Here is a 13,984-nt window from a genome sequence, read left to right as displayed (position 1 = left end):
TTCGGCGCGTGAGCGATTAGACTTGCCAGTTCCCAGATGACGAGACTGCCATGGCCGGGCTGATTCCCCAGAGTTTCATTGACGACCTGATCAACCGCCTCGACATCGTCGACGTGGTGAGTTCGCGCGTCCAGCTGAAAAAAACCGGCAAAAACTACTCCGCCTGCTGCCCGTTCCACAAGGAGAAGACCCCTTCCTTCACGGTCAGCCCCGACAAGCAGTTCTACTACTGCTTCGGCTGCGGTGCCGGCGGCAACGCCCTTGGCTTCGTCATGGACCACGACAACCTGGACTTCCCCCAGGCTGTCGAAGAACTGGCCCGCGCCGCAGGCATGGAAGTACCCCGCGAGCAAGGCCGCCGCGACCAGAAACCTCGCCAGCCAACCGACTCGCCGCTGTACCCGCTGCTGGACGCCGCCTCGGAATTCTATCGCCAGGCCCTACGCAGCCACCCGACCCGCAAGGCCGCAGTGGATTACCTAAAGGGCCGCGGCCTGTCCGGGGAGATCGCCCGCGATTTCTGCCTGGGCTTCGCCCCGCCCGGCTGGGACAACCTGCTCAAGCACCTCGGTGCCGACACCCTGCAGCAAAAGGTGATGATCGATGCCGGCCTGCTGATCGAGAACGCCGAAAGCGGCAAGCGCTACGACCGTTTCCGCGACCGGGTGATGTTCCCCATTCGCGACAGCCGCGGGCGTATCATCGCCTTCGGCGGCCGGGTACTGGGCGACGACAAGCCCAAGTACCTGAACTCCCCGGAAACCCCGGTGTTCCACAAAGGCCAGGAACTGTACGGGCTGTACGAGGCGCGCAAGCACAACCGCAACCTCGACGAGATCATCGTCGTCGAGGGCTACATGGACGTCATAGCCTTGGCTCAACAGGGCCTGCGCAATGCCGTGGCCACCCTTGGCACCGCCACCAGCGAAGAGCACCTCAAGCGCCTGTTCCGGGTAGTGCCCAGCGTGCTGTTCTGCTTCGACGGCGACCAGGCCGGGCGCAAGGCCGCCTGGCGTGCGCTGGAATCGACGCTGTCCAACCTGCAGGATGGCCGCCGTGCGCGTTTCCTGTTCCTGCCCGAAGGCGAAGACCCGGACAGCCTGGTGCGCGCCGAAGGCACCGATGCCTTCAGGGCCCGCATCAACCAGCACGCCCAGCCGCTGGCCGACTACTTCTTCGAGCAACTGGGCGTTGAAGCCGACCCGCGATCACTGGAAGGCAAGGCGCACATGGCGACCCTGGCCGCACCGTTGATCGAAAAGATCCCCGGTGCCAACCTGCGCCAACTGATGCGCAACCGCCTGAAGGAAATCACCGGTCTGGACCCGCAGCAGGTCGAGCAACTGGCGCAACAAGCTCCGCCAGCCAGCAGTGTGCCGGACTACGACCCTGGCTACGACTACGACGCCATGGCCAGCTATACCCCTGACTACGGCGACATGCCGCAGCACGACTTCGCCCCCGTTCAGCAGGAACAGGCGTGGAAGCCGAACAAGGGCGGTGGCAAAAAGCAGTGGAGCGACAAACCCTGGGACAAGAACCGCAAGGGCGGCAAGCCCTGGCAGCAACGTGACGAAGCACCACCGCGTGTGCCAGCCCCGGTCGAACCGCCCACCCTGGCTGCCCTGCGCACCCTGCTGCATCACCCGTTGCTGGCCGGCAAGGTAGAAGATGCCAGCCACTTTGCCGACGAAGAACACCTGTACAGCCAGCTGTTGGTGGCATTGATCGAAGCCGCACAGAAAAATCCTGGGCTAAGCTCAATGCAGCTGATCGCACGTTGGCATGGCACCGAACAGGGCCGCCTGCTGCGGGCCCTGGCGGAAAAGGAATGGCTGATCGTGGCCGACAACCTTGAACAACAGTTTTTCGACACTATAACTAGCTTGTCCGCCCGCCAACGCGAGCGCAGCCTGGAACAACTGCTCAGGAAATCACGTCAAAGTGAATTGACCAGCGAGGAAAAAACCCAGCTTCTCGCCCTGCTGAGCCGGAATGTTCCCGCACAAACGCCGACCTCATCTGGCGCGTGAGGCCCATGCTCGGGTATAATCCTCGGCTTGTTTTTTGCCCGCCAAGACCTTCAGTGGATAGGGTGTTATGTCCGGAAAAGCGCAACAGCAGTCTCGTATCAAAGAGTTGATCACCCGCGGTCGTGAGCAGGGCTACCTGACTTACGCGGAGGTCAACGACCACCTGCCTGAGGATATTTCAGATCCTGAACAGGTGGAAGACATCATCCGCATGATCAACGACATGGGGATCAACGTATTCGAGAGTGCTCCGGATGCGGATGCCCTTCTGTTGGCGGAAGCCGACACCGACGAAGCCGCGGCCGAAGAAGCCGCTGCTGCGTTGGCGGCAGTTGAAACCGATATCGGCCGCACGACCGACCCGGTGCGCATGTACATGCGCGAAATGGGTACAGTCGAGCTTCTGACCCGCGAAGGCGAAATCGAAATCGCCAAGCGTATCGAGGAAGGCATCCGTGAGGTGATGGGCGCCATCGCCCATTTCCCGGGTACTGTCGATTACATTCTCGGCGAATATGACCGCGTCACCACCGAGGGTGGCCGTCTGTCCGACGTGCTCAGCGGTTACATCGACCCTGACGACAACATCGCCGCGCCGACCGAAGAGGTGCCGATTCCTGGCGCCAAGGCCGCAGCCGCGAAGGAAGAGTCCGACGACGAAGAGGAAGAGTCCGAAGGCAGTGACGACGAGGAAGAGACCGAGAGCGGTCCGGACCCGGTAGTCGCAGCCCAGCGTTTCGGTGCGGTATCCGACCAGCTTCAGGCGACCGTCAAGGTCGTGAAGAAGAACGGTCGTGGCCACAAGGAAAGCATCGAGGCCCTGCAAGCCCTCGCCGACCTGTTCATGCCGATCAAGCTGGTGCCCAAGCAGTTCGAGGTTCTGGTAGAGCGTGTTCGTGATGCACTGAACCGTCTGCGTCAGCAAGAACGCGCCATCATGCAGCTCTGCGTGCGTGATGCCCGCATGCCACGTGCCGACTTCCTGCGCATGTTCCCAAGCAACGAAACCGACCAGACCTGGAGCGGTGACCTGGCCAAGCGCAACACCAAATGGGCTGCCGCCCTGGGTGAAAAGGACGCCGCCATCGTTGCTTGCCAGCAGAAGCTGATCGACCTTGAGACCGAAACCGGCCTGACCGTTGCCGAGATCAAGGACATCAACCGTCGCATGTCGATCGGTGAAGCCAAGGCCCGCCGCGCCAAGAAAGAAATGGTCGAGGCGAACCTGCGTCTGGTGATCTCTATCGCCAAGAAGTACACCAACCGTGGCCTGCAGTTCCTCGACCTGATCCAGGAAGGCAACATCGGCTTGATGAAAGCGGTGGACAAGTTCGAATACCGTCGTGGTTACAAGTTCTCGACGTACGCCACCTGGTGGATCCGTCAGGCAATCACCCGTTCGATCGCCGACCAGGCACGCACCATCCGTATTCCGGTGCACATGATCGAGACGATCAACAAGCTCAACCGTATTTCCCGCCAGATGCTGCAGGAAATGGGTCGCGAACCGACCCCGGAAGAGCTGGGCGAGCGCATGGAAATGCCTGAGGACAAGATCCGCAAGGTACTGAAGATCGCCAAAGAGCCGATCTCCATGGAAACCCCGATCGGTGACGACGAAGATTCGCACCTGGGCGACTTCATCGAGGACTCGACCATGCAGTCCCCGATTGATGTAGCCACGGTCGAAAGCCTCAAGGAAGCCACCCGTGACGTGCTCTCGGGCCTGACTGCACGCGAAGCCAAGGTGCTGCGCATGCGTTTCGGTATCGACATGAACACCGACCACACCCTCGAAGAGGTGGGCAAGCAGTTTGACGTAACGCGTGAGCGGATCCGTCAGATCGAAGCGAAGGCGTTGCGCAAACTGCGCCACCCGACTCGCAGCGAGCATCTGCGCTCCTTCCTCGACGAGTGATGACAAAACCCCGGCCCAGGCCGGGGTTTTTCTTTTCTGCCTGTCGCGCTCTGCCGCCATCCCTGCAAGGCCCTGTTGTATTTGACAAAAGGGCCCACGTTTCCCCCTGCACCTGCCGCAATGCCCGTCTACACTCGACGTCAGACCCCAAGAATGCGAGGCTGCTATGCCACTTATGCCGGCCATTCTGTTGCTGCTCCTGGTTTTGTGGAACACGACGGCCGGCGCCCTGACCCTGACAGACGAGGAAAAAGCCTGGTTGGCTGCCCACCCGCAGCTGAGCCTGGGCATTGACGCCTCTTGGCCACCGTTCGAGTTTCGCGACCAGGAGGGCCGGTACCAGGGATTGGCCGCCGATTACATCGCTGCGATCCAGCAACGCCTGGGCGTGACGCTCAAACCGGTCGAACCCAGCAGCTGGACCGAGGTGCTGGCGCAGGCGCGCGAAAGCCACATCGACCTGCTGCCCGGCATCATGTCCACCCCCGAACGCCAGGGCTACCTGGCCTTCACACGTCCGTACCTCGACTTCCCTATTGTCATCCTCGCCCACAAAGGCGGCGCACAACCGCGCAAGCTGGATGACCTGTACGGGCTGAAAATCGCCGTGGTCGAGAATTACGCCCCGCACGAGCTGCTGCGTACCCACCACCCGGATCTCAACCTGGTGGCCATGCCCAACGTCAGCTCCACACTGCAGGCCCTGGCCACCGACCAGGTAGACGCCGTGGTCGGTGACCTGGCGTCCAGTATCTGGAGCCTGCGCCAACTCAAGCTCGACGGCCTTTACGTCAGCGGCGAAACGCCTTACCGCTACCAGTTGGCGATGGCCGTTCCCCGCGACAAGAACGTGCTGGTCGGCATTCTCGACAAAGTAATGGCTGACATGAGCAGCAGCGAAATCAGCCAGATCCAGCAGCGCTGGGTGGGCAATGTGGTCGACCAACGCATGTTCTGGTCCGACCTGCTGGTGTATGGCCTGCCAACGGTGCTGTTGCTGATGGCCGTTCTGGCCGTGGTCATCCGTATCAACCGCCGCCTCAGCTCGGAAATTTCCCGGCGCATCGCCCTGGAGCAGGAGCTGCGCAGCAGCGAGTACCACTACCGCGGCCTGGTCGAGAGCCTGTCCGCCATCGCCTGGGAAGCCGACGCCAACGACTTCACCTACAGCTATGTCTCACCGCATGCCGAAGACTTGCTTGGCTACCCGCTCAGCGAATGGCTCAAACCGGGGTTCTGGCGCAGCATCCTGCACCCGGAGGACGCCCTCTGGGCCCAGGCCTACTGCGACAGCGAAACCGCAGCCGGGCGCGACCATAGCCTGGACTATCGGGTGATACGGGCAGACGGCCAGCCCCTGTGGGTACGCAACATCGTCAGCATGATCGAACACGGGCCCCAGCCGGTGATGCGCGGGCTGATGATCGACATCAGCGAAACCAAGCGCACCGAGGACGCCCTGCGCCTCTCCGAGCAAAAGTTTGCCTCGGTGTTCCAGCAGTGCCCCGACATTCTGCTGATCGCCCGCCACAGCGACGGCTGCCTGCTGGAGGTGAACGAAGCCTTCGAAGAGCAGATTGGCATGACCCCGGACCAGGTGCTTGGCCGCAGCGCCACCGACCTCAACCTGTGGGGCGTCGAAGGCTCCGGCCCGCCGCTGCTCGAGCGCCTGCACCAGGGCGGTATCCGTAACCTGGAAATGAGCTTCCGCCGCAGCAACGGCCAACTCTTTACCGGCCTGACTTCGGCCGAAACGTTCGAACTGGACGGCACCCCCGCGCTGGTAGTGGCAGTACGCGACATCAGCCAGCTCAAGGAGACCCAGCAGCAGCTGCAAACCTCAGAAGAAAAGTTCGCCAAGGCTTTCCACGCCTCGCCCGACGGCCTGCTGCTGTCACGCCAGAGCGACGGTTTGCTGCTTGAGGTGAACGAAGGCTTCTGCCGCCTGACCGGCTACGACCTCAATCCGACCATCGACCAGACCTCGCTGGACCTGGGTATCTGGGTCGACCTCAACGAACGCAAACGCATGGTCGACCAGCTCAACCGTGACGGTTTCGTGCGTGACTTCACCTGCCACATCCGCCGCAGCGACGGGCAGATCCGCCTGTGCGAGCTCTCCGCCAGGCCCCTGCCGATTGGCGGCGTCGACTGCATGCTGACCATCGCCCGCGACATCACCGAGCGCCACCTGATGCAGGAAAAACTGCAGCTGGCCGCCACCGTGTTCGAGAACACCGCCGAAGGCGTGCTGATCACCGACATCGACCAGCGCATCAGTGCCGTCAACCGCGCCTTCAGCGAAATCACTGGCTACAGCGAGATCGAAGCCCTCGGCCAGACCCCGCGCCTGCTTGCCTCCGGCCAGCACGACAGCGCCTTCTATGCCGCCATGTGGCACCAGCTGACCGCCGAGGGCCACTGGCAAGGCGAGATCTACAACAAGCGCAAGAACGGCGAACTGTACCCCGGCTGGCTGACCATCAGCGCCGTACGCAACAGCGAACGCGAGATCACTCACTTCGTTGCCGTGTTCGCCGACATTTCCAGCCTCAAGCATGCCCAGGCCAAGCTCGACTACCAGGCCCACCACGACCCGTTGACCGGCCTGCCCAACCGGGCCTTGTTCGAGAACCGCCTGCAGGCCGTGCTCACCTGCGCCCAGGTGTCCAACCGCCAGGGCGCGGTGCTGTTCCTCGACCTCGACCGCTTCAAGCACATCAACGACAGCCTCGGCCACCCGGTCGGCGACTTGCTGCTCAAGGGCATTGCCCAGCGCCTCAAGGAGCAGGTGCGTGACGTCGACACCGTGGCCCGCCTGGGCGGCGACGAGTTCATCATCCTGCTGCCGGGCCTGCACAAGCCCAGTGACGCCAGTACCATCGCCAACAAGCTGCTGGCCTGCTTCATCGCCCCGTTCCAGGCCGGTGAGCACGAGTTCTTCACCAGCGCCAGCATCGGCATCAGCCTTTATCCACAGGACGGTACCGACGTTGCCACGCTGATCCGCAACGCCGACGCTGCCATGTACCGCTCCAAAGCCAAGGGCCGCAACCGCGTCGAAGCCTACACCCGCGACCTCACCGCCCAGGCCAGCGAGCGTATCGCCCTGGAGCATGAGCTGCGCCGTGCCGTCGAACGCAACGAAATGAGCCTGTGCTTCCAGCCCAAGCTCAGCCTCAAGACGCAGAGCCTGGTCGGCGCAGAGGCGCTGATCCGCTGGAGCCACCCGACCTTTGGTGAAGTGCCTCCGGAGCACTTTATCCACCTGGCGGAGGAGAACGGCACTATCCTCCAGCTCGGCGACTGGGTACTGGAACAAGCCTGCCGGCAGATGCAGGCCTGGAAGCAGCACTACGAACCCTTCGGCCCCTTGTCGATCAACCTCGCCGGCGCCCAGCTACGCCAGCCTCACCTGGCCCGGCGCATCGAGCAGTTGCTCAAGCACCACCAGCTCAAGGCGGGCGACCTGCAGCTTGAGATCACCGAAAACTTCATCATGAGCCAGGCTGAAGAAGCCCTGGCCGTGCTGTACCAGTTGAAAAAACTGGGCGTGCAACTGGCCATCGACGACTTCGGCACCGGCTATTCATCGCTGAGCTATCTCAAGCGCCTGCCGCTGGACATTCTCAAGATCGACAAATCGTTCATCCGCGGCCTGCCCGACGACCCGCACGACGCCGCCATCGCCCGTGCGATCATTGCCTTGGGCCGCAGCATGCAACTGACCATCATTGCCGAGGGCGTGGAAAACCAGGCTCAGCAACGCTTCCTGGCGGCCGAAGGCTGCGAGCAGATCCAGGGCTACATCGTCAGCCTGCCGCTGCCGCCAGGCGAGTTCGCGGCAACGTTTCTTCGCATAGCACTATCGGATCTTTCAGATGGCACTGGTGCGAAACCCTCGTTATAATCCGGCCACTTACTGAGGGCCTATAGCTCAGTTGGTTAGAGCAGAGGACTCATAATCCTTTGGTCCACGGTTCGAGTCCGTGTGGGCCCACCAAATACGAAAGCCGCGCAAATGCGCGGCTTTTTCGTTCTCGCTTCTTGCCTCCAGGGCTCTCCAAGACCACGCCACTCTGACTAAGTGCTCCCTGCAAAAACGGCCGGTGAAGCAGCTTGGCGAAAATCCACTCCGGCATCCGCGCGCCGAGGGCGACAGCAGCGGCCCACACAAATTGTTACCAATTCAAAAATACTCTTTTCCAGCCTGCTTGATTTATCCGGTCCGTACAGCGCTTTAAACTAAAAACAACGCCAACATGCTCTACCCGGCACCGGGTACCGAACGCCTCGTCAAACTTTGTTTTAAACCACCACGGAACACCACCGTGCTTACCTGCAGCCAGGATCATTGGCATGCCTTCTATCGCACTGACGTCCATGGCGAACTTTGCCTTTGGCGCAACCGTGCACCGCGTTCTAGTACGCACCACCTGCAACAACTGAAAACGGCCCACTTCCTGGCCTGCTTGCTCGCACCCTGAGGGAACAGCCATGTACTCACCAACTGAGCTTACACAACTATGACGGATGACAATTGTTCCAACGCCGGGAGGCGCTCGTTAAGCAATGCCGCGCGACTGCTTTTTTCGCTACTTGTAATGGGTGTAGCGGTGGCATTGATTTACGGCGGCTCCAAACTTCTGGCACTGGGCGGTTCAAGTTACTACTTGCTAGCGGGACTTGCCTACGCTGTGCTGGCCGTACTGGTATTCCTGCGCAAGCGCATAAGCATTGTAATTTCCGTCCTGATATTCCTTGCTACCTGCGCCTGGGCATTTTACGAGGTGGGCCAGTTCAGCTATTGGCAACTGCTGCCCCGCCTGGTCGTTCCAGCCATCATCCTGACCCTGAGCCTGTGGGTGGGTGCTGCACTGCCCAACACCGCTTCGGCCACACGCCGAGCTGCCAATCGCTGCGGCTTTGCCGTGTTTCTGGCATTGATCGCCACGTTCGTCGCTGCCTTCTTCCCGCATGGCGGCATTTCGAACCCGATTGCAGCAGCCAGCCAGCCAAACGCGGACGCAATGTCCACAGCCCCGGAAAACTGGGAGTTCTTCGGGCGTAACGCCTCGGGGACCCGCTTTGCCCCCTACACCCAAATCACCCCGGAAAACGTGAAGGACCTGCAAGTTGCCTGGACCTACCGCACCGACCGCAGAACCACGGGTGCAGGTGCTGGTGTCGACGAGAACACGCCTTTGCAGATCGGCAACGTCCTGTACTCGTGCACACCGGAAAACCTGATCACTGCGCTTGATGGCGATAGCGGCAAACCCCTCTGGAAGTTCGACCCACACGCCAAAAGCGCAGAGCACGTAACTTGCCGTGGCGTAGGCTATTACGACATTGATAGCGACAACAGCCTGAGCGCCGAGGTAAAAGCCTCTCACGCCAGCGAGCAGCAATGCCGCCAGCGCATCCTGGTGTCGTCGGTCGATGCCCGGCTGTTTGCCCTGGATGCACACACCGGCGCCCTGTGCCCCAACTTCGGCGAGGCCGGTTACGTCGACCTCAAGAAAGGCATGGGGCCAACGGAAAACAGCAAGCGCTACCACCCTACCTCTCTGCCTGTAGTCATGGGCCACCTCACGGTGGTGGGTGGTTGGGTGCGTGACATCGTTGCCGGCGAGCCTTCCGGTGCCGTGCGTGCATTCGATGTGCTGACTGGCGCGCTGGTATGGGCCTGGGATGTCGGTGCGACCGAGGGCACGGACACAGCAGCGGCTGACCATCAGTTCGCGCTTGAAACACCTAACGTATGGACCATTCCCACCTACGACAAAGAACTGAACCTGGTCTACCTGCCCACCGGTAATGGCCCACCTGACTATTGGGGCGGCGACCGTAACCAGGTGAAAGAAAAGTTCGGTACAGCCATTGTCGCGGTCGACGCTTCCACAGGTAAGGCCAAGTGGGTTTACCAGACCGTCCATCATGATGTCTGGGACTACGACCTGCCTTCGCAACCCGTGCTTTACGAGATGAAGAACGCACAAGGGGTGAAGACCCCGGTGCTGATCCAGACCACCAAGACCGGCCACATCTTCGTGCTGGACCGCCGCACAGGCCAGCCAGTCACTGAAGTGCAGGAGCGCCCGGTTCCGACGTCACCGGCTGCAGAAGGCGAGCACCTGTCACCAACCCAACCTTATTCGGCTGGCATGCCAGTGATTGGCGCAGATCCGCTGACCGAACAGTCGATGTGGGGCGTATCCACGTTCGACCAGCTCTATTGCCGAATCATGTTCAAGGACTCGGTGTACGTCGGCCCGTTCACGCCGCCTACCGAAAAGCCGTACATCGAATGGCCCGGGCTGTTGGGTGGCATGAACTGGGGTGGCATTTCGATTGATGAAAACACCGGCATGATGTTCGTCAATGACATGCGCATGCCGCTGCGCATGTCGTTGGTGCCCAAGGAAAACACCCGCAAATACAAAGTGTCGACCGATGAGGTACCTGGCTTCATGGGCACTATCCGCCCACAGGTCGCGGGTATCTACGGCGGTGTAAAAATCGACATCCTCCAGTCTCCGCTGGGCGTGCCTTGCAATACGCCACCCTTTGGCAGCATGAGCGCCATTGACCTCAATACCCAGAAGCTGGTGTGGCAGGTGCCACTGGGCACGGTTCAGGATACCGGGCCCCTTGGTATCAAGACACACATGCAGATCCCGCTGGGTATGCCGACACTTGGCGGCCCAACCTCGACTGCATCGGGCCTGGTGTTCTTCGCTGGCACCCAGGATTACTACCTGCGCGCCCTCGATTCGGCCACCGGCAAGGAAGTGTGGAAGGCCCGCTTGCCAGTAGGTGCCGTAGCAGCACCGCTGATCTACAAGTCCCCCGCGACCGGCAAGCAGTATGTGGTGATCTCTGCGGGCGGCATGAGCCATTCGCCAGATGTGGGCGACTACATCATCGCCTATGCCCTGCCTGACAGCATCAAGCCGTAACGGCTCGTTGCTGCATGACGAAAAATCCCCGCTCGCGGGGATTTTTTTCTGCCAATGGCCCATCACGCAAATGCCTGAACTGCTCAACCATTTCTCAAGCAAGGGAGCCCGCCCAAAATGTCATTACCCTTCCGCGCCGCGCTGACCAGCAGCCTGTGCAGCGGTTTGTCTCTCTGCCTTCTGCCTGTGTCCTGCGCACTGGCCGATACTCCCAACCTGATGACCCAACCTACACTCACCGGCAACTGGGGCGGGCAGCGCCAGAAGCTGGCAGACCAGGGCATAAAGCTGACGGGCGACTACACCTCGGAAACCCTTTCCAACCTGCATGGCGGTATCAAGCGCGGTACCCGCTATGCCCAACAGATACGTTTGGGCGCTCAGTTCGACTTGAGCAAACTGCTCGACATTCCAGATGCCGGGCGCGTGCAAGTGCTGATCAACGATCGCCGCGGCCATAGCGCCACGGAAGACCTGATTGGCAATCGCATGTCCGCGCAAGAAATCTACGGGGGCGAATACACTCGGCTGACTGAACTGAGTTACCAACGCAATCTGTTTTCGCCAGACCTGTCCGCCAAAGTCGGCTACATGGTCATGGGTACCGATTTCGGCGGCATGCCGATCCTGGCAAACTTTGTCAGTGCCGGTTTTTGTGCCCATCCGCTTACCATGTCCAGCGGCAGTGGCTGGGGCAACTACCCGACAGCACACTGGGGTGGCGAGTTGCGCTATGACGTAAACCCGTCGCTAACGCTGCAGACGGCACTGTTCCAGGTAAACCCGGATTACAACGCTCGCGTCTCCAAAGCGTTCGCCATGCCCAGCAACGGCACCACGGGCGCGATCCTGCCACTGGAGGCGATCTTCAATAACCGTGCATTTCTCGATGGCCAGTACAAAGCTGGCTGGTACTACGACACGTCCGACTACCCCAAGATTGGCGGCACTGGCAAAAGCAGCAGCCGCACCGGCGCTTACCTGCTTGTCGACCAGGCAATCTGGCGTGATGAACAGGACCCGGCCAGTGTCCTGAGGTTGTTCGGGCAAGCCGCCACCAGTAACGCCGCGACCTCGCCAATGCGCCGCTGGTACTCGCTGGGCCTGGTCAAACAGAAGCCGTTTGCCAGCCGCCCGCATGACGCCATTTCTTTCGGCTATGGCCGCGCCGTCATCAACCCGCGCACGCGGGATACGCAGGAAGCTGCTGCCGCCCCCACAGAAGACTTTGCCGTCGTTGCCGGCCTAGATAGCGGCGAGCAAGTGCTGGAACTCAACTATGGTGCACAAGTAACACCGTGGTTACTGCTGCGCCCGGACCTGCAGTACTACATCGAGCCAGGGGCTTTCTTTGGCAAACAAAGAGGTAATGCGCTGGCGGCGGGCTTACAGATCAAGATGACCTTCTGACAGGCGCATCTCGACCTGCCGCGGGTTGTAGAACGTCATGCCAGCCGGGATGTCCCGCGTAACCAGCGACATCGCTCCGATCACCACGTCGTCACCAATCTCGATACGGTCGGCAACGATGCAACTGTTGGCGCCCATGCTCACGTTGTCGCCAATGCGCAGCGCGTATTCCGCCAAGCCGAGGGTCTTGATGCCGATCGAGCAGTTCTGCCGAACAAAAAAATTGCGCCCGATGCTCACGTGCCGGGTAATCACCACCCCCGGCAGGTGCGCGAGGCGCAGGCCGGGCGCAATCTGTGCGCCGATGTCGATGTCCACCGCGTACTTGAGGTTGAGCCGCTGCTGCATGCGCTGGGCGTGACGCCGGGCCAGGCCACCGCGAGCGTCGAGGTATTGGGCAAGGCGGAAGGCAAAGAGAAAGCGCAGCTTGTTGTCCTTGCGTGCACGGCGCAGCACGTTGAACAGCAGGCTGGTACGGCGTCCTGGCCTTTTCTTGTTGGAGACTTCCAGTCGCCAGCATTCGAGCAAGTGGTCGAGGTTCACGCTGAGTTTCCCGTTGGACTGGCGCTTCATCATGCCGAAGGCACAGCCACCAGGCCAGCGCGGTCGCTGTAGGAGCGAGTGGGATTGGTCAGCTGTGCCCGGCCTTGCCCTGATTGGCACTCGCTGGCTAGGCTAGCAGGCCAACCGTAGAGACTCGCCATGTCGGATTCCCGCTCCATCACGCTGGATGAAATCGATCGCCAGCTGATCGCCCTGCTGCAAATCAACGCCCGCGAAAGCGTCGCCACCCTCGCGCGCCAGCTGGGCATCGCCCGCACCACCGTGAACTCGCGCCTGGAACGGCTGGAGAAGAACAAGGTCATCTCAGGCTATGGCGTGCGCTTGGGTCAGAGTGTGATAGGTGGCGGGCTGCAAGCGTACGTGGGGATCAAGGTGCAGCCGCGCTCCGGGAAGGAAGTGGTACGGCGCCTGAGTGCCATGGGCCAGGTGCAGCAGCTGTGTGCGGTAAGCGGCGAATTCGACTATGTGGCCTGGCTGCGTACAGACTCGCCCGAGCAACTGGACCAGCTGCTCGACCAGATCGGCAGTGTCGACGGGGTGGAGAAGACCACCACGTCGATCATTCTCAGCAGCAAGGTGGATCGCGGTCAGCCGCTCTGATCAATCAGGCCTCCTGCCCGTCGAGCAGTCCCTCCAGAATCGCCGAAAGGCTCTCGGCAGAATGCTGCATCGAGCAGACGATGTCACGGCTGCGCTCGGGGGCATGGTGCTGAGCGTAGTCGGTGACGATCTGGTTGAGGCCTCGGGCCAATAGGCAGGCGTGGACCAAGGCGTCTGCGGCGTCGATGCCGGGGCGGATGGCGAATAACGGCGGGTGGCTGGATTCGCAGTTGCAGAAGGTTCTTTCAGCGGTGGGTTGGAGCTTTACAGGTTGGTCAGCCTGTGAGATCGAGCGCCGCGCGGGCGGCGCTCGATCTCACAGGCACCACTTAGATTCAAGACAAGCGCTTCGTCATAAATAACCTCACTGTTATAATTTCGACGAAACAACATGCATTCAGACACCACTCTGAACCTTAATTACGAACACCCCACTCCCTAAAATGACCGCCAGGCATCTCCTATACTCAGGCTCCGCTCCTCGCGCAGCCCCTCTG

General features: G+C 61.1%; 8 protein-coding genes and 1 tRNA gene. 7 read left to right on the top strand and 2 right to left on the bottom strand.

The features are described 5' to 3' along the window. Positions 1-50 precede the first annotated feature (50 nt). The 6 genes from dnaG (at position 51) to JOY50_RS18050 (ending at position 12,323) form a co-directional block, all read left to right on the top strand. A complete protein-coding gene (gene dnaG, locus JOY50_RS18075; RefSeq protein WP_138736506.1) occupies positions 51-2,033 on the top strand; it encodes a DNA primase in 1,983 nt (660 codons plus the stop codon). Positions 2,034-2,100: 67 nt separating this feature from the next. Then, positions 2,101-3,951 carry an RNA polymerase sigma factor RpoD gene (rpoD, locus tag JOY50_RS18070; protein WP_019471277.1) on the top strand — a complete coding sequence of 617 codons (1,851 nt, stop codon included), beginning with the start codon at positions 2,101-2,103 and terminating at the stop codon, positions 3,949-3,951. Positions 3,952-4,117: 166 nt separating this feature from the next. Then, positions 4,118-7,861, top strand: a complete 3,744-nt coding sequence (locus JOY50_RS18065) for a bifunctional diguanylate cyclase/phosphodiesterase (RefSeq protein WP_132843046.1) — start codon at positions 4,118-4,120, stop codon at positions 7,859-7,861. A gap of 16 nt (positions 7,862-7,877) precedes the next feature. Beyond that, a tRNA-Ile gene (locus JOY50_RS18060) sits at positions 7,878-7,954 on the top strand. Positions 7,955-8,555: 601 nt separating this feature from the next. Beyond that, positions 8,556-10,913 (top strand): membrane-bound PQQ-dependent dehydrogenase, glucose/quinate/shikimate family, encoded by a 2,358-nt coding sequence (locus JOY50_RS18055; protein WP_243055597.1) that lies wholly within the window; start codon positions 8,556-8,558, stop codon positions 10,911-10,913. Positions 10,914-11,030: 117 nt separating this feature from the next. Next, positions 11,031-12,323 carry a carbohydrate porin gene (locus JOY50_RS18050; protein WP_132843044.1) on the top strand — a complete coding sequence of 431 codons (1,293 nt, stop codon included), beginning with the start codon at positions 11,031-11,033 and terminating at the stop codon, positions 12,321-12,323. On the opposite strand, the gene JOY50_RS18045 is transcribed toward JOY50_RS18050, so the two are convergent. Further along, entirely contained in the window at positions 12,300-12,866 is a 567-nt protein-coding gene (locus tag JOY50_RS18045; protein WP_132843042.1) for a serine acetyltransferase, read from the bottom strand. The genes JOY50_RS18050 and JOY50_RS18045 overlap by 24 nt on opposite strands. 159 nt (positions 12,867-13,025) lie before the next feature. Between JOY50_RS18045 and JOY50_RS18040 the strand changes: the two genes are divergently transcribed. After that, the gene (locus JOY50_RS18040) at positions 13,026-13,487 is read left to right on the top strand and encodes an Lrp/AsnC family transcriptional regulator (RefSeq protein WP_012270181.1); all 462 of its coding nucleotides are present in this window, start codon (positions 13,026-13,028) and stop codon (positions 13,485-13,487) included. 4 nt (positions 13,488-13,491) lie between these two features. On the opposite strand, the gene JOY50_RS18035 is transcribed toward JOY50_RS18040, so the two are convergent. Next, positions 13,492-13,656, bottom strand: coding sequence for a hypothetical protein (locus JOY50_RS18035; RefSeq protein WP_238342125.1), 165 nt, complete (start codon positions 13,654-13,656; stop codon positions 13,492-13,494). Positions 13,657-13,984: the final 328 nt, after the last annotated feature.

It is taken from the genome of Pseudomonas sp. BP01 (assembly GCF_022760795.1).
Lineage (GTDB): Bacteria > Pseudomonadota > Gammaproteobacteria > Pseudomonadales > Pseudomonadaceae > Aquipseudomonas > Aquipseudomonas putida_Q.
This window is presented reverse-complemented; position numbering and strand designations above follow the sequence as displayed.